Here is a 15,288-nt window from a genome sequence, read left to right as displayed (position 1 = left end):
GGAGAACCCCGGCTGCTGCCGGGGCGGAGGTGGGGTGTGTCCGATCGACCGTGCAATGATGATGCCCGTCACAATCTGGAAACGTCAATGAAAAGTTACGCACGAGTAGCGGAAGCCCGACCAGGCATCCAGCGCGTGGACCGTCCAATGACGACGGACGCCGCACGTACCCACCGGGGTACGTGCGGCGTCTCGAATGCGGGCCGGCTCAGCTGGCGGAGGTCACCTCCGGCTCCGGCTCGGGGTCGGGCCGCGCCGGGCCGTTCTTGACGTACGTCGGGTGCAGTTGCACCGGCTTCGCCTCCTGCTCGCGACGCTGGCGCGCCCGAACCCGCAGGTTGAGGAACTCCACGAAGATGGAGAAGGCGATCGGCCCGTACACGTAGCCCTTGGGGATGTGCTGGTCGAAGCTCTCCGCGATCAGGCTCGCGCCGATGATCAGCAGGAACGACAGGGCCAGCATCTTCACCGTCGGGTGCTGGTTGACGAAGTTGCTGACCGCCGCGGCGGAGACCAGCATGATGATCATCGCGATCACCACGGCGGCCACCATGATGGCCAGCTCGTCGACCATGCCGACTGCGGTGATCACCGAGTCCAGCGAGAAGACCACGTCCAGCACCAGGATCTGCGCGATCACCGAGCCGAACGACACGACCTTCTTCTTCGACCGGCCGTGATCGGAGCCTTCCAGATGCTCATGGATCTCGTACGTCGCCTTGCCGACCAGGAACAAGCCGCCGAGCAGCAGGATCAGATCCCGCCCGGATATCTCCTGGCCGAGCACGGTGAACAGCGGCGCGGTCAATCCGATGATCCAGGACAGCGAGCCCAGCAGCAGCAGTCGGGTGATCAGGGCGAGCGAGATGCCGATCGTCCGGGCCCGGGCCTGCTGGTGCTCAGGCAGTCGACCGGACAGGATCGAGATGAACACGACGTTGTCGATGCCAAGCACGATCTCCAGCAGGAGCAGGGTCGCGAATGCGATCCACAGCTCAGGACTGGTCAAGAATTCCATTCCATCCTCGACTCTCACATTGCCGCCGGGTGGGGCCCCCGGAATTATCGGCGATCTGCGCAAGCATGGCGTACCGCGCCGCCGGCCCGTTCGCAACCCCACGTCGGGGGGTCAGAGGGGATGCCGGGGGCGAGATCGCGTGATCTTGGGGAAGGACTGGCCCACACCCCACATCTCTACTAAGGTTAGGCTTACCTAACAGGAGGTGTCAGGTGAGCAGCATCCACTCCGACGCTCCCGCCCAGCGGCTGCGCTCGATCCTCGCCGGGGCCACGTCGATGACGCTCCGGACGACCGACCAGCGGGCGGAGCTAGTGGGCCGGCACCGCCTCGACGGCCACGGCCAGGTCCGGATCGACCTACCTGCCGACAGCCGACTCGCCGCCGACATCACCCGTCAGGGTGAGGTCACGGCGATCATCGAGCTCACCGACCTGGTACCGACACCGGTCCGGGACCGGGTGCGGGGCCGCGGCACACTCAGCGGCTGGCTCACCCCGGCCGCCCTCGGCGAAGCCGGCCCGGTCGGTGACCTGAGAGTGGTGCTCGACCTGGCCAACGCCGAGTTCAGCGCCGACGGTGTCAGCGCGACGATCGATCCCGCCGCGTTCGCCGCCGCCGAGCCGGACCCGCTCGCCGCCGACGAGGCGGACCTGCTCTGCCACCTCGACCGCCATCACCCGAGGACCATCGAGCGGCTCTTCCGCCTGATCGACCCCCACCACCGGTACGGCGTGCAGCGCGTCGTCCCGGTACGCCTGGACCGGCACGGACTGGTGCTCCGGCTGGAACGCGTACGCGGCCACCGGGACGTCCGGCTCGGGTTCGCCACCACGCTGCGGCACCAGGACGAACTCGGCAGAAGCATGGCCGCACTACTGGCCAACAGCGCCGGCTGCCCGCATCGCCTCCGGTAACGGCCCCGACTGGAACGAGAGTCGCCCGGCCGACGAATACGCGCGAGACAACCCGCCAATTCGAACCTTGAACAGATGTTCAGATCTGCGCAACAGATCTCCTACAATCGTAGGACCGATCGCGTGGACACTGATTAGTTTCATAGCTTTGACGGGCAGCCGGATGCGGCACAGTAGCCATGCCGACGGTTCCTGGCAGGCTTTCCCGTCGACAGTTGAGGAAATCTTGAGACTTGGCGCTTCCATCATGACGACGGATACGGCAAAACGCCTCTTGATGCAGCGTCGTCACTGTCCCGGCATTCGCCCCACAAACGGCGCCCACCCAAATTGACCCATTGCTAGCTGCACGTACCTGTGCTTAGGTGGCGAGCTAGATCCACCCGATCACTGTGGAGGGCTTTCCATGCGTCAAGCTTTGCCGTCAGCATCACCAAGTCGGGTCAAGCGTCACATCGCAGTCGCCGCCGCGTTGCTCATCGGCGTCCCCGGAATGGCGGTTTCAATTACCGCGCCGGCAGCCGCCCAACCGCTCGAATCGCACTGCGGAAACGAAACCGGAAACAAGTCGGTCCAGGGCTTCATCAGCCACGAGGAACTGCGCCGCAGTCTCCAGCAGATCGAACACACCAGCAACGGCAAGGTCCAGGTCGACGTCGCCGGCTACTCGAACCAGGGTCGCGAGATCTGGTCCGCCCGGGTCGGTGAGGGCGACACCGTGGTCATGGTGCAGAGCCAGATCCACGGCAACGAGATGCACGGCACCCCCGCCCTGCTCGACGCCCTGCGTACCCTCGGCAACAACTCGAAGCGGTCCGAGGAGATCCGCAAGGCGGTCACCATCGTCGCCGTGCCGAAGCTCAACGCCGACGGCGGCGAGTTGGTCACCCGGCAGAACGCGCGGCCGTGGAGCGATGTCGTCGCCGACTTCCCGCAGCTCGCCAATGCGCGGACGGCGTGGAACTACAACAGCCGGCTCGGCGGGTTCGACGTGAACCGGGACTTCAACCCCAACCTCGACTACGTCCCGCAGCCGGGTGACTTCCCGGGCAACAGCGCCTCCACCGGCTGGTACATCACGCCGGAAGCGCAGGCGTCCCGTGACGTCTACCGCGCGCTGGAGCAGGAGTTCGGCACCGTCGACGTCTTCGTCGACCTGCACAACCAGGCCGCCTGCTACACCGGCGTGGGAATGGACGACTACACCACCCTCTCCATTTCCGGGCGCTTCATCTCGAACCCCGCCCAGCACGGTAACTGGCCGAAGTTCGACTACGACGCGTCGCGCCGGGTGAACGTCGCGGTCTACGACGCCCTGCAGTCCGGAAACTCGCCGCAGAGCAAGGTGACGCTCTACCCGCAGAACACGAACCTGCCCGGCACCGCGCTGGGTTCGTACGCCCTGCGGGGTAGCGCGACCATCCTGTTCGAGACCCGTGGGCAGACCCAGTCCTGGGGCCAGAAGCAGCACGGAATGCTGACCAAGCAGATCGAGGACGGGCTCTTCGGAATCTTCAACTCGATCACCGACGGGACGCTGAACACCATCGACCCCGAGCGGTACGAGCTCATCCCCGAGCGGATCAACGCGCCGCGCGACTGAACCGAGTAGCAACACCGTCGCCCCGGCCGTCAAGGCCGGGGCGACACCCTTTTCGGCCGCCGCTGTCAGCGCCGCCGATGGGGCCCGCAGATCAGGGCCGCTCAGGTCAGGGCCGCGCGGGTCAGGGTCGCGCGGGGAACTGGGCGACGAAGGCCCGCCAGGCGGCCGAAGCGAAGGTCAGCGCCGGGCCGGTCGGATCCTTCGAATCGCGTACGCCGACCACACCGGGCAGGTTGTCCGCGACCTCAACGCAGACTCCGCCGTTGGTGGACGAGCGTGAGGAGGTACGCCACCGTGCGCCGGTCAGGTTGTCCATGTCTTCGCCGCCTCCTTGAGCACGTCGAGTGTCTGCCCCAACGGGAGGGCTTCGCTCCGGACCGCATCCCATTCCAGGCCCACCTGAGCAATCGGCCCCGGCTGCCCGGTGGTCTGCGATTCCAGTTGATGATCAACGCAGGCCGCGCGAGTCCCATCAGGAAGATCGGCCAGGATGAACGCCCCGGCCAGTCCGGAGTAGATACCAGCCGACAACGGCACGATCTGCAATCGAATACTCGGCCGCTCGGCACAGGTGAGCAGGTGCTCAAGCTGCTCGGCCATCACCTCCGGACCACCGCAGGCCCGCCGCAGCACCATCTCGTCCAGCACCACGAACAACTGCGGGCTCGGATCGCGGGCGAGCACCGCCTGCCGCTGCATCCGCGCGGCGACCCGTTGATTCAACTCCGCAACAGGGGTACGCGCGGCCCGGAAGGTCGCGCGAGCGTACGCCTCGGTCTGGAGCAGCCCCGGCACGAAGGAATGCTCATACCAGCGCAGCGCCGTGGCCTCCCGCTCGATCTGGATCCACTCGCGCAACCAGACCGGGGAGGCGTCTCCCTTGACCAACTCGTCCCAGAGGGTCGCGAAGTATCCGCCGGTGTCCAACGCACCGTCCACGGCGGTCAGGTAGGGCAGGGTCGGCGGCTTCGTGCCGGTCTCGATCGCGCTCACCTGGGAATCCGAGCAGAAGACCCGCTCGCCGAGTTGCGCCTGGGTCAGCCCGGCGGCGCCACGCCGACGCCGCAACTCACGAAGCAGGTACTCCGACGGCGAGATTCCCACGGCTTCCACACCCTTCCCCGGCGCTGTGCACCGTTCCGCGCAGACTCGAACCTCGTCGCTACTTTCCGCGATCGGGTGCTGACTATTCACACCGTATGGGGCCTGCGTCCAGGGTGGAAGCAGCACGGCGCGCCCGGTGGAGGTCAATCCCCCCGACCCGGCGGGCGCGTACGTCCCGGGGGTCGCTGCCGGATGTCCCCACCGCAGCGACCCCCCTCCAGAGCACCGCACCATCGCGGCGACCTTCGCCGCCCGTGGCGGAAGTAGCAGTGGCCATCGGCCCGCCACACCGACCAGACGAGGAGGCGCCCGTGACATTGCCCAAGCCCGCGAACGCTGTCCCCGCCTCGCGCTGGGCCAGCCGCCCGGCCACCCCGATCCCCGGTCCACGGGAGGACGGCACACCTCGGGTCACACCCGGCGTCTACCTGCTGACCCAGGAGGCGTCACCGCAGTTCGCCAAGCCGATAGCGGTCCGGGTGATCCGCGAGCTGACCGACCGGTGCACCTACCACGGCTGGGCCTGGATCCAGGCCTACGTACTCGATCGCAACGGCGATGCCACCGAGCGCCGCGAGCTGTTCGTACGCCCGGTCGGGCTTCGACCCGTACCCCCGCCAAGCAGAAGCCGGGCGCGGAGCCGGCGGCGCGGCACGGCAGGGGGCGACCGGTGAGACGACCGCACCTGCGCGATCACGTCCCGTCCCGCCCGACCTGGCGCTGTCAGGCGTGCGGCAGCTCCTGGCCCTGCTCACCGGCGAAGCTGCGCCTGCTCGCCGAGTACCGCAACAACATGCCGGGCCTGCTGGTCCACCTGGTGACCCTGCGCGAACAGGCCACCGAACAGCTCGCCGACCTGCACCCGGACGCCTACCCGACGAACCTGCACCAGCGTTTCACCGACTGGGTCCCAATCCGCACCGAGCCTTGACGCCCAGCCCAGGTGAACAAAGCTGGTTGCCGCCGTGGCGCAGTAGGTCGGAGGAGATGGTCGGCCAGGGTAGGGCGGAATTGTCTCCCCTGGTGGCTAGGCTTGTGGCAGGCAGACTCAGGGCGGAAATCTTGGAGCTGGGAAGGAGGTGCCGCCGGTGGCCAACGCACACGACGTTGCGGCGGCGGTGTTGAGCGAACTCGGCCCCATGACCGCCATGAAGCTGGAGAAGCTCGTCTACTACTGCCAGGGCTGGCACCTGGCGCGCGAGGGCCATCCCCTGTTTCAGGAGCCGATCGAGGCATGGCGAGAGGGCCCGGTGGTGCCGCTCCTCTACCGCCACCACCGACAGCAGCTCATCGTGTCCGAATGGCCGCACGGCGAGCCGTCTCGATTGACACCGGCCCAGGCGGCCACGGTCCGTTGGGTGACCGAGAGCTATGGCAAATTCTCAGCCACCGAACTGTCGACCATGACCCACAACGAGCTTCCTTGGCGCGTCGCCCGCGGCGCCCTTCCCGAGTCCGCCAGTTCGACCGAACAACTCAACATCGACCTGATGCGGACATACTTCGCCCGGCAGGTGGCAAGCGTCGAGACCGCCGTCACCCTCGCATCCGCGAACGCCGCACTTGAAGGCGTCGAGTTCGACGAGGACTGGCAGGACAAGCTTCGCGATGTCGCCTCCGGCGTCATCGACGCCGACGAGCTGATCGCTCAAGAAATCGCCCGGATCTGCGGTGACCGAGACTGACCCGTACTGCTGGCCAGGCTCAGACTGCCTGAAGAACAAGCTGGGCATCTCCGATATCAAGCAACTGAACGAGGTCGAATCCAGGCTGGCCTCGATCCGTGAGGTCCAAGCCTCCCGGATGATCCTTCCGGGCAACTACGGCTTGGAGCACCTCCAAGACTTTCACCGACACCTCTTCGCGGCCGTCTACCCGTGGGCCGGAGAAACCAGGACAGTAGACATCAGCAAGCCCGGTGCAAGGTTCTGTCACTGGCGCTTCATCGACGATCAAGTAAGCGCCATCCTCAGTCGACTCCCCGAGGACAGCTTCCTGCTCGGTCTGCGTCCGGACGCGTTCGTCGAAGCCCTCGCGCACTACTACGGTGAGCTGAACGTGTGTCACCCCTTCCGTGAAGGCAACGGACGAACTATCCGCTCGTTCTTGCGGCAACTAGCGGCGGCAGCCGGCTACCTGCTCGACTGGTCCGAAATGAATGCGGAAGCGAACATCACCGCCTGCCAGCAGCACCTCACCACGGCCGACCTCGGCCCGCTGATCACGGTGCTGCGCCCTGTCGTGCGACGGCTGACCTGAGACACCGCTCGGCAGCCGCCCTACGACGGTCCTTCCAGCAGGCCAAGGAACAACCAGGATCAACTCCTCGTCTCCCACAACGCCTGCCGATGCCTCAGGTCAGGGGCGTGCGGTGCGGTGGGCGAGGAAGGCCCGCCAAGCGGCCGGGGTGAAGGTCAGCGCCGGGCCGGTCGGATCTTTGGAATCGCGTACGCCGACCACACCGGGCAGGTTGTCGGCAACCTCGACGCAGTCGCCGCCGTTGGAGCTGCTCCGGGTGCTCTTGCGCCAGATGGCGCCAGTCAGGTCAGCCATGATCGTGCCTCTAGGAAGTCGAGAGTCTGCCGGCGCGGAAGTGCCACCGAGCGCAGCGTATCCCAGATCGACCAAAGCCCGGTGGTCTCGTTTGTCAGCCGTCCGGCCGCCTGGTCATCGAGGTACGCGACATCGCCGTCCTCGGTGGTCGCTATGACGAATGGACCCGCCTGCCCGGCGTGCAGGCCAGCGTCCAAGGGGAGTACGTGCAGGAGGATGTTGGGCCGCTGGGCCATGTTGACCAGGTGGTCAAGCTGCGGATGCATGATCTCCGGGGTTCCACGGCGTAGCGCGAATTCGTCAACGACTGCGACGAAGAGCGGCGGCTTACGCCGTTCCAGTACTGCCTTCTGGCGGCGCATACGGGTCTCGACGTAGTCGGTCACCTCGTCTGGCCCGAGCAACCCGCAGCTGAGAACTGCCGAGGCGTACGCCGGTGTCTGCAACAAGCCCGGGATGACAGCAACCTGAAAGGACCGCAGCGTCGTCGCCTGAAGCTCCGTCTCCACCCATGGCCGCAGCCACGGCGGTTCACGGCGCTTCAAAACGTCCGGCCAAAGGTCCTCCACCTCACGCCGGAGCGCCGCAGCCGCCGCCGCACGGTGACGCGGATGAGGCACACGGCCCGGTGTAATCCAGCGCCCAACCGTCTTCGGATCCACCCCGACCTGCCCAGCAAGGCTGTCGATGGTTTCACCGGCATCGGCCATGGCTGCCCTCAGCGCCTGGTTCATGACCACCTCCGAGAGGGACGTCTATGACGTCTGATGAACCTATATGCACGCGGTGTATCTGTCCACATGCAACCAGTGATCGTGGTTGCAAGGAGGTCGCCTGCGTCTGCATTAGAGCCCGCGAATGCCGTTCCCGCGTCGCGCTGGACGAGCCGCCCGGCCACTCCGGTTCGGGCTCGGCGTGAGGACGGCACGCCCCGCGTCGCACCCGGCGTCTACCTGCTGACCCACGAGGCGTCACCGCAGTTCGCCAAGCCGATCACGGTCCGGGTGATCCGCGAACTGACCGACCGGTGCACCTACTACGACTGGGCCTGGATCCAGGTCTACGTACTCGACCGCAACGGCGACGCCACCGAGCGCCGCGAACTGTTCGTGCGGCCAGTCGGGCTTCGACCCGTGCTCCCGCCGAGCAGAACCCGGGCTGCGAGCCGGCGGCGCGGCACTACAGGGGGCAACCGGTGAGGCGGGCGCACCTGCGCGACCACGTCCCGTCCCGCCCGACCTGGCGCTGCCAGGCCTGCGGCAGCTCCTGGCCCTGCTCACCGGCGAAGCTGCGCCTGCTCGCCGAGTACCGCAACAACATGCCGGGACTGCTGGTCCACCTGGTGACCCTGCGCGAACAGGCCACCGAACAGCTTGCCGACCTGCACCCGGACGCCTACCCGACGAACCTGCACCAACGTTTCACCGACTGGGTCCCGATCCACCCCTCCTGAGGACCCCCGTCCCGGGTAGCGGCAATTCCCCCTGCCGCACCCGGGGCGGGTCACTCACCCCGCTGCTGGCGGCTCTGTCGAGGTCTGCGCGGGTTCCGCGCGGGAGGACAGGGCCTCGGCGATGGCGGCGAATTCGCGCAGGGCGGCCTGGAGGTCTTCGACGATCTCCTGAGCGATCACCTCGGGCGGCAGCAGGGCGTCGGCGTCCTCCAGCGAAGCGTCGCGCAGCCAGGTGATGTCCAGGTTCACCTTGTCCCGGTCGATCAACTCGTCGTAAGTGAACGCCTTGAACCGTTCGGACTCCACCCGCTCCGAGCGGTCCTTGCCGGGCAGGTAGCAGTCCACGAAATCCTGGAGGTGTTCGCGGCGCAGCGGGTTCTGCTTGAGGGTGAAGTGCTGGTTGGTGCGGAAGTCGTACACCCAGAGCTTCTGGGTCCAGGGTTGTTCGCGAGCCCGCTTGCGCTCGAAGAACAACACGTTGGCCTTGACCCCACCGGCATAGAAGATGCCGGTGGGCAGGCGCAGCAGGGTATGCAGGTCGTACTGCTTGAGCAGTCGGCGGCGGATGATCTCCCCCGCGCCGCCCTCGAAGAGGACGTTGTCCGGCAAGACGACGGCGGCCCGGCCGTCGATCTCCAGCAAGGATGCGATGTGCTGTACGAAGTTGAGCTGCTTGTTGGCCGTCGCCGCCCAGAAGTCGGTGCGTTCGATCTCCCGCTCCTCGCGGGACGCCTTCCCGGTTTCGGTCACCGACCGGATCGTGGAGCTTCGCCCGAACGGCGGGTTCGCCAGTACCAGGGTGTGTCGGCGGGCTGGCGGCTTACCCAGCGCGTCACCGATGGTGATCAGCGAGTCTCCGCCCGGGGTGCCGATGCCGTGCAGCAGCATGTTCATGGCGGCCAGCCGCGCGGTGCCCTCGACCAGTTCCGTACCAGTGATGGCACCGGAGGCGAGTCGGCGCCGCTGGTCCGGGGTGAGGCTCGCGCCGTGGTGCCGCTGGATGTACTCGAAGGCGGCGAGCAGGAAACCACCGGTGCCGCAGGCCGGATCGGTGATCGTGTCGTCCGGGGTCGGCATCATGCAGTCGACCATCGCGGCTGTCAGCGCCCGAGGGGTGAAGTACTGTCCCGCCCCCGACTTGGTGTCCTCCGCGCCCCGGGCAAGCAACTCCTCGTACGCATCGCCCTTGACGTCGACACCGGTCCCGGACCAGTTCTCCTTGTCGATCAGGTCGACGATCAGCCGCTTGAGTTTCGCCGGATCCTGGATCTTGTTCTGGGCCTTCCGGAAAATTACACCGAGGGTGCCGCCTTCCTTGGCCAGCCCGGTCAGAATGTGCCGGTACTGCACCTCAAGCGCGTCACCCTCGGCGTCGAGCAGGGTCTGCCAGCTCAACTCGGGAGGAACGATCTGCTCCGGCCGCATCGGCCGCTTGGCCCGCTCGTCGGCCATCTTGAGGAACAGCAGGAAGGTCAATTGCTCCACGTAATCGATGGTCGACACGCCGTCGTCACGCAGCACGTCACAGTAGTTCCACAGCTTCTGCACCAACCGACGCGAATCCACAGTGCTCATAGGGGAAGCTCCTCCTGCTGGTAGTCGTCGCCGGTCACCCTGGTCGGCGGTGCTGGCAGTTCTTTCTTGCTACGCCGAGAGCGCGTCTTCTGCTTCGGCAACCCGGCCTCCCGCTCAGTCCTAATCCGGGCAAGCAACTCCGACGCCGGCTCATCATCCGAATCCTGCTCCACCAACCGCCCCGCAAACGCCTCGGCGAGCAAGCTCAACCGCAGGTTATCGCTACGCTTATTCAGTCCAGCACAGGTCGAGGCTACCCGCGAGATTTCCTCATCGCATTCCGAGATATATCGGATGAGCTGCTTCTGTTCCGATAGCGGCGGCAGCGGAACAGGCAACGCGGCCAACTTTGTTCCATTTACGTTAGCCTGCCCGACCTGCTGGGTCATAACAGATTTGACGTAGCGCCTTCCATGCGAACTGTTAATCACCAGAGCAAGCCATTCAGGATCGATGCCATCCACAGTTCGACACCTAATCAAATAAGAAGCAAAGGTTGCCCTTTTCGGAAGGCCGTGATAGGCGACCGCCTTTCCGACCAAATCGGCGCTGTTAGTTCGATTGAAAAGAACATCACCCACGTCGAGGAGCAATTCTTCAATATCATCAGAATCGCCGGGCAAATACTTCAGCGAATTGGGATTCACTTCGAGCCTGCCATTCTGAATGTTCCCCATTCGGAGTACAGGAACGTCTGAATCCAGCATCTTCGCCCCAGCTTTCACGGAGGTGCCGTATTCAATCTTCCAGCAGAGTTGGTCGACCGATGCCAACGCCCAGTGACCGGGAATTTCAGGAGCTACACCCGCAGGAGGAGTTGGTATTTCACGCCTCGCGCGAACAAGTCCGCTACGTCTAGCAATAATTTCTTCGAGCAGATCCTTCCCCGCACCCGTCCTAGGAAATTGTATTAGTTGGCCCTGGACAGCCAAATTCCGCACTACTGCAGCCAGGGTGGAACTTTTCGTGCGGCAACCCGCAAGAGAGCGTACACCTGACGCCAATCCCGAAAAAAGCTTCTCCAGCTCAGATGAGATTCGGGCCTGCTCGCCCCTAGGAGGCAAAGGGAGGGGAATGTCTTCGATGGTTCGCGACGATAGATGCTTTACAGTAACGGAGGACGTGCGAGAGTTTATTGCATCCAGGTATGGCTGAAGAACCATTACCAGAAATCGGGGGTCATACCAATCACTCCTCACGGAGATTCTGCATACACGTTGATTAAGCAAACCCGTCGGACCACGCCAGAAAGCGACACGGAAATCCCCGTCCATGCCAACTAGAATGTCCCCCGAACGGACAATATAGCGATCATCGAAATCCCCCGAATAATATGTTTCAGTTGTCGATCTACCAACATCACGGATCCTAATCAGGGGGAGACCTTTGCGCTCCTTGTTGAAGCATTTAGATGAAAAAGCAGCCCCATTCTGAACCGAGGCCACCCAACCCAAGGGGACCCGCTGCCAAGAGGCATGCTTAGCAAGAAGCTCTGATTCGGATCGCTCAATGACTTCAACAATATCTTCCGTGAACGTCATGCGGTGAGTTCCTGGTTCAGTTCGGTGAGAAGGGGTTCGGCGCGGTCGCCGAAGGTGTGGGCGTAGCCGTCGATGCCGCCGCGTTCGGTGAAGGGTGCGCCATCCAGGTCGTCCGGGGTGATCTCCACGCTTGTCGCTATCACGTCCTTGATCCTCTCCAGCCACCACACCTGGTCGGCAGTGAAGGTAGCTCCCGCCTGTTCCTGCCGCAGCAGCCACCCACGGAAGCGTTCCTCGATCACGCTGCGGTAAGGCCGCAGCTCGGTGTCCAGACCCAGTTCGTACCGGATCAGGCTGACCAGGTCGGTGATGCTGCGGGTGCCGGGGGCCTCGGCGGCGTGGCCCAGCAGCACGTACGCCTTCCACAGGGCGTCCGGGGTCCAGGCTTGCGGCGGTCGGGCGATCCGCCGGGCCAGGTCGGTCAGGTCGGCGTACCCGATCCGGCCTCGTCCCTCGTAGAAGACCTGAAGGGCGGTGATCGCGGCTCGGTGTTCCTCCAGGTAGGCGTGCCAGTCCTTGACCATGTTCTGGGCCAGATCCTCGGCCGGCACCCCGCGCGCCGACAGCAGGGTGTCGACATTCACCTCGTCGATGGTGATGTCGTGGGCGCGCCGGATGGCCAGGATGCGTTCCCGCAGTTCCGGGTTGGCGGCCAGCGGGCGCAGGGCATCGGCCAGCAGCTCGCGTACCGCGCGGGGACCGGCGGCCTTCGCAGGGTTGAGCTGTTCCGGTGCTATGGCCTCGACCAGTCCCCGGGCGATGGCGGTGAGGGGCTGCCCGGCCAGCTCGGCGAGTTCCTCCCGCTCCGCGTCGGTGATCTGCTGGTTGAGTCGGGACAGCCGGGCCGACAGAGTGGCCACCTCGTCCGGGTTGGCGGTCAGGGTGCCGGCCTTGCGGAGCAGGTCACGCAGGGAGATCTGCTTCTCGGAGTGACGGTGCAGGGGCACCGCCTCGTCCAACTCGGCTTCGGTGACGCCGACCGCGTCGACGATGACGAACCGGTCCTTGACCTGTGCGTCGGGGGTGACGGCCTGGAACTCGGCGGGGTCGATGGTGCGTGCCCCGCGTCCCTTCATCTGCTCGAAGTAGGTGGCGCTGCGGACCGGTCGGAGGAAGAAGACGCACTCCAGAGGGCGGACGTCCGTGCCGGTGGCGATCATGTCGACGGTCACCGCGATGCGCAGCTCAGGGCTGTTGCGGAAGGCTTGCAGCAGGGTGTCGGGGTTGGCACCGTCACGGCGGGAGGCGTAGGTGATCTTCGCGGCGAAGTCGTTGCCACGCCCGAAGACCTGCCGGACCATCGTGACGATCTCCTCGGCGTGGTTGTCGTCCCGCGCAAAGATCAGCGTCTTGGGCACGGTGTTGCGGCCCGGGAAGATCTCGGTGAACAGCCGCTTCCGGAAGGTCTCCAGCACCAGCCTCAGTTGCCCCTTGGAGATCACCGACCGGCCGACCTGGCTGCCGTCGTACTGGAAATCGTCCTCCAGTTCCTGGTAGCGCTCAGCCCGGGTGCGCCGGTCGCGCAGCGGCACGACCGTCCCGGCGTCGATGATGTGCCCCGCCTCGGTGATCTGGGTTTTGATCCGGTACACGTCGAAGCCGACGTTGACGCCGTCGGCCACCGCCTGCTCGTAGGTGTACTGCGAGACCAGGTGCTGCTGGAAGAAGCCCAGGGTCTGGGCGACCGGGGTGGCGGTCAGGCCGACCACGAAGGCGTCAAAGTACTCGATCACCGCCCGCCACCGGCCGTAGATCGAGCGGTGACACTCGTCCACCACGATCAGATCGAAGGTCTCCGGCGGGATGTGCGGCTGGTAGCCGACCTCCGCCGGAGCGTCCAGCTCGTACTCGTCGTACGCGCGGTCGTCGGCGTCCGGGTCGGGCAGGTCCTCGCCGCGCAGGGCAGCGTAGAGCCGCTGGATCGTGGAGATGACCACGGTCGAGGAGTCGAGCAGACCCGCACCGGAGAGCCGGTCCACGTTGTACAGCTCGGTGAACTTCCGCCCGTCGCCCGGGGTCTGGTAGCCCGCGTACTCCTGGAGGGTCTGCCGGCCCAGGTTGTTGCGGTCGACGAGGAAGAGGATCCGGTTCGCGCGAGCGTGCTTGAGCAGCCGGTGGCTGGCGGTGACCGCGGTGAAGGTCTTGCCCGCGCCGGTGGCCATCTGGATCAGTGACCGGGGATGGTCGTCGGCCAGTGACCGTTCCAGGCCCACGATCGCCTCGACCTGCGCCGGCCGCAGACCGGAGAGGTCCAGCTCCGGCATCTGCCGCAGCCGAGCACGCAGCGTCGGCGCGGCCGGATCGTCGTCGGCCTCCCGCATCCACCGGGCCAGCGTCTCCGGCCGGTGAAAGGCAAAGATCTCCCGGGTACGCGGGTGCGGGTCGAGCCCGTTGACGAAGGCGGTCTGAGTGCCGGTGGCGACATAGCCGAACGGCAGGGGCACGTCCCGCCGCCAAGCGCTCAGTTTCTGCGCGGGGGTCAGCCCGCGCCGGTATCGGTCGAGTTGCGCCTCCACGCCACGCGGGGCGGTGCCTTCGCGCTTGGCCTCGATGACACCGACCAGTTGCTGATCGACATAGAGCAGGTAGTCGGCCCGACCACTGGCCAGGGTCACCTCCCGGACGGCCACGCCGCGCCCCGCGTACAGGTTGGCGTGTTCCTCGTCCTGGACCTGCCAGCCGGCCTTGCGGAGCTGCTGGTCGATCTCCACCCGGGTCTGCGCTTCGTTGAGCGGCTCACGGGAGGCACGCCGGGCGCGGGCGATGAACTCCTCGCGCCTGGCCGCCGATACCTTGCCGGTCCGGCTGGCATCACGGCGCTGCTGTTCGGCACGGGCCGCCGGCTCCAGGCTGGTGACAAGCTTGGCGGCCTCGTCGCGGGCAGCGGCGGCGGTCCGGACCGCCTGGTCGGCGGCCCGCTCGGCATCGGCCCGCGCCCGCTCGACGGATTGCGCCCCGGTGAGCAGCAGCTTCGCCTCGGCCAACTCCCGCCGGTAGCGGTCCAGCTCGGTCTGGAGTGCGTCGGCGAGGCTCCGCGGAACCTGCTGCTGTGGTGGCGTGGGCGGCACGAACCCGATGGGCGAGCGGTCACCGGACACCGCCCGGTGAAACCACAGTCCCAGCTCGAAGCAGGTACGCAGCATCTCCAGTGCGGCACGCACCTCGGCCAGGTGATCGTGCACCGCCTTGTTGCCCTGATCCCGCAGGCTGTGGAAGGCCCGGTGGATATCCCGGGTCAGGGTTCCATCCGCGTGCAGCGCCTCCACCCGGTGGTAGAAGTCGCTGCGGGGTGGCTGCCCGGTGCGCCGCAGCAGTTCCTTGGCCAACTCGTCGCCGAAGGCGCGGATCTTGAACATCGCCGCCTGCGCGTCGACATAGACCAACAGCTCAGCGCCCGCGCCGTACCAGACCAGCAGCGGATGGACCTTCAGCAAAAACCCGAAGTTGGCCGACCGTTCCGCCAAACGCCGTAATTGTCGCGGATCCACGTTCCCCCACGTCCACGATTGCCAATGAACACGCCA

The 15,288-nt window shown here is 65.9% G+C and carries 16 protein-coding genes; 8 read left to right on the top strand and 8 right to left on the bottom strand.

Translation table 11 applies throughout. The features are described 5' to 3' along the window. Positions 1 to 208 precede the first annotated feature (208 nt). Positions 209 to 1,018 carry a TerC family protein gene (locus tag AB0M35_RS15980; protein ID WP_363745890.1) on the bottom strand — a complete coding sequence of 270 codons (810 nt, stop codon included), beginning with the start codon at positions 1,016 to 1,018 and terminating at the stop codon, positions 209 to 211. Between the two features lie 212 nt (positions 1,019 to 1,230). On the opposite strand from AB0M35_RS15980, the gene AB0M35_RS15975 reads away from it, so the two are divergent. After that, the gene (locus tag AB0M35_RS15975; RefSeq protein ID WP_363745888.1) at positions 1,231 to 1,935 is read left to right on the top strand and encodes a DUF2470 domain-containing protein; all 705 of its coding nucleotides are present in this window, start codon (positions 1,231 to 1,233) and stop codon (positions 1,933 to 1,935) included. Between the two features lie 493 nt (positions 1,936 to 2,428). Beyond that, complete coding sequence (locus tag AB0M35_RS15970) at positions 2,429 to 3,538, top strand: M14 family zinc carboxypeptidase (RefSeq protein ID WP_363745886.1); 1,110 nt, start codon at positions 2,429 to 2,431, stop codon at positions 3,536 to 3,538. Positions 3,539 to 3,659: 121 nt separating this feature from the next. On the opposite strand, the gene AB0M35_RS15965 is transcribed toward AB0M35_RS15970, so the two are convergent. Together AB0M35_RS15965 and AB0M35_RS15960 are read right to left on the bottom strand one after the other, a co-directional pair. Beyond that, positions 3,660 to 3,854 (bottom strand): DUF397 domain-containing protein, encoded by a 195-nt coding sequence (locus AB0M35_RS15965; RefSeq protein ID WP_363745884.1) that lies wholly within the window; start codon positions 3,852 to 3,854, stop codon positions 3,660 to 3,662. Next, positions 3,842 to 4,642 carry a helix-turn-helix transcriptional regulator gene (locus AB0M35_RS15960; RefSeq protein WP_363745882.1) on the bottom strand — a complete coding sequence of 267 codons (801 nt, stop codon included), beginning with the start codon at positions 4,640 to 4,642 and terminating at the stop codon, positions 3,842 to 3,844. The genes AB0M35_RS15965 and AB0M35_RS15960 overlap by 13 nt, the downstream gene beginning before the upstream one ends. 311 nt (positions 4,643 to 4,953) lie before the next feature. Here AB0M35_RS15960 and AB0M35_RS15955 point away from each other — a divergent pair, with 311 nt between their 5' ends. The 4 genes from AB0M35_RS15955 to AB0M35_RS15940 all read left to right on the top strand — a co-directional run bounded on the left by AB0M35_RS15955 (position 4,954) and on the right by AB0M35_RS15940 (position 6,901). Beyond that, the gene (locus AB0M35_RS15955; RefSeq protein WP_363745880.1) at positions 4,954 to 5,316 is read left to right on the top strand and encodes a hypothetical protein; all 363 of its coding nucleotides are present in this window, start codon (positions 4,954 to 4,956) and stop codon (positions 5,314 to 5,316) included. Continuing rightward, positions 5,313 to 5,573, top strand: a complete 261-nt coding sequence (locus AB0M35_RS15950) for a flavin reductase (protein WP_363745878.1) — start codon at positions 5,313 to 5,315, stop codon at positions 5,571 to 5,573. The genes AB0M35_RS15955 and AB0M35_RS15950 overlap by 4 nt, the downstream gene beginning before the upstream one ends. Positions 5,574 to 5,730: 157 nt before the next feature. Beyond that, positions 5,731 to 6,327 carry a type II toxin-antitoxin system antitoxin SocA domain-containing protein gene (locus AB0M35_RS15945; RefSeq protein WP_363745876.1) on the top strand — a complete coding sequence of 199 codons (597 nt, stop codon included), beginning with the start codon at positions 5,731 to 5,733 and terminating at the stop codon, positions 6,325 to 6,327. Continuing rightward, positions 6,314 to 6,901 (top strand): Fic family protein, encoded by a 588-nt coding sequence (locus AB0M35_RS15940; RefSeq protein WP_363745874.1) that lies wholly within the window; start codon positions 6,314 to 6,316, stop codon positions 6,899 to 6,901. Before AB0M35_RS15945 ends, AB0M35_RS15940 begins: the two co-directional genes overlap by 14 nt. Positions 6,902 to 7,000: 99 nt before the next feature. Here the strand turns inward: AB0M35_RS15940 and AB0M35_RS15935 are convergent, their stop codons facing one another. Beyond that, a complete protein-coding gene (locus AB0M35_RS15935; protein WP_363745872.1) occupies positions 7,001 to 7,195 on the bottom strand; it encodes a DUF397 domain-containing protein in 195 nt (64 codons plus the stop codon). Next, a complete protein-coding gene (locus AB0M35_RS15930) occupies positions 7,183 to 7,929 on the bottom strand; it encodes a DUF5753 domain-containing protein (RefSeq protein ID WP_363745870.1) in 747 nt (248 codons plus the stop codon). The genes AB0M35_RS15935 and AB0M35_RS15930 overlap by 13 nt, the downstream gene beginning before the upstream one ends. 81 nt (positions 7,930 to 8,010) lie before the next feature. Here AB0M35_RS15930 and AB0M35_RS15925 point away from each other — a divergent pair, with 81 nt between their 5' ends. Both AB0M35_RS15925 and AB0M35_RS15920 read left to right on the top strand, forming a co-directional pair. Then, positions 8,011 to 8,394: a hypothetical protein gene (locus AB0M35_RS15925; protein ID WP_363745869.1), complete on the top strand. Its 384-nt coding sequence runs from the start codon at positions 8,011 to 8,013 to the stop codon at positions 8,392 to 8,394. After that, positions 8,391 to 8,648, top strand: a complete 258-nt coding sequence (locus AB0M35_RS15920) for a flavin reductase (protein WP_363745867.1) — start codon at positions 8,391 to 8,393, stop codon at positions 8,646 to 8,648. The genes AB0M35_RS15925 and AB0M35_RS15920 overlap by 4 nt, the downstream gene beginning before the upstream one ends. A 54-nt stretch (positions 8,649 to 8,702) precedes the next feature. Here AB0M35_RS15920 and AB0M35_RS15915 read toward each other — a convergent pair whose 3' ends face one another. From AB0M35_RS15915 to AB0M35_RS15905, 3 genes are read right to left on the bottom strand one after another with little or no spacing between them, the layout of a single operon-like run. Then, complete coding sequence (locus tag AB0M35_RS15915) at positions 8,703 to 10,223, bottom strand: class I SAM-dependent DNA methyltransferase (RefSeq protein ID WP_363745865.1); 1,521 nt, start codon at positions 10,221 to 10,223, stop codon at positions 8,703 to 8,705. Continuing rightward, positions 10,220 to 11,764, bottom strand: a complete 1,545-nt coding sequence (locus AB0M35_RS15910; RefSeq protein WP_363745863.1) for a restriction endonuclease subunit S — start codon at positions 11,762 to 11,764, stop codon at positions 10,220 to 10,222. Before AB0M35_RS15910 ends, AB0M35_RS15915 begins: the two co-directional genes overlap by 4 nt. Next, positions 11,761 to 15,228, bottom strand: a complete 3,468-nt coding sequence (locus tag AB0M35_RS15905; protein WP_363745861.1) for a DEAD/DEAH box helicase family protein — start codon at positions 15,226 to 15,228, stop codon at positions 11,761 to 11,763. The genes AB0M35_RS15910 and AB0M35_RS15905 overlap by 4 nt, the downstream gene beginning before the upstream one ends. Between the last annotated feature and the right edge of the window lie 60 nt (positions 15,229 to 15,288).

This window comes from Micromonospora sp. NPDC051196, assembly GCF_040682415.1.
Taxonomy (GTDB): Bacteria; Actinomycetota; Actinomycetes; order Mycobacteriales; family Micromonosporaceae; genus Micromonospora.
This window is presented reverse-complemented; position numbering and strand designations above follow the sequence as displayed.

Excerpts from the sequence above, each read along its gene's own strand:
- AB0M35_RS15915 (WP_363745865.1), bottom strand. The coding sequence starts at position 10,223 with ATGAGCACTGTGGATTCGCGTCGGTTGGTGCAGAAGCTGTGGAACTAC.
- AB0M35_RS15935 (WP_363745872.1), bottom strand. The coding sequence starts at position 7,195 with ATGGCTGACCTGACTGGCGCCATCTGGCGCAAGAGCACCCGGAGCAGC.
- AB0M35_RS15910 (WP_363745863.1), bottom strand. The coding sequence starts at position 11,764 with ATGACGTTCACGGAAGATATTGTTGAAGTCATTGAGCGATCCGAATCA.
- AB0M35_RS15965 (WP_363745884.1), bottom strand. The coding sequence starts at position 3,854 with ATGGACAACCTGACCGGCGCACGGTGGCGTACCTCCTCACGCTCGTCC.
- AB0M35_RS15980 (WP_363745890.1), bottom strand. The coding sequence starts at position 1,018 with ATGGAATTCTTGACCAGTCCTGAGCTGTGGATCGCATTCGCGACCCTG.
- AB0M35_RS15970 (WP_363745886.1), top strand. The coding sequence starts at position 2,429 with ATGGCGGTTTCAATTACCGCGCCGGCAGCCGCCCAACCGCTCGAATCG.
- AB0M35_RS15930 (WP_363745870.1), bottom strand. The coding sequence starts at position 7,929 with ATGAACCAGGCGCTGAGGGCAGCCATGGCCGATGCCGGTGAAACCATC.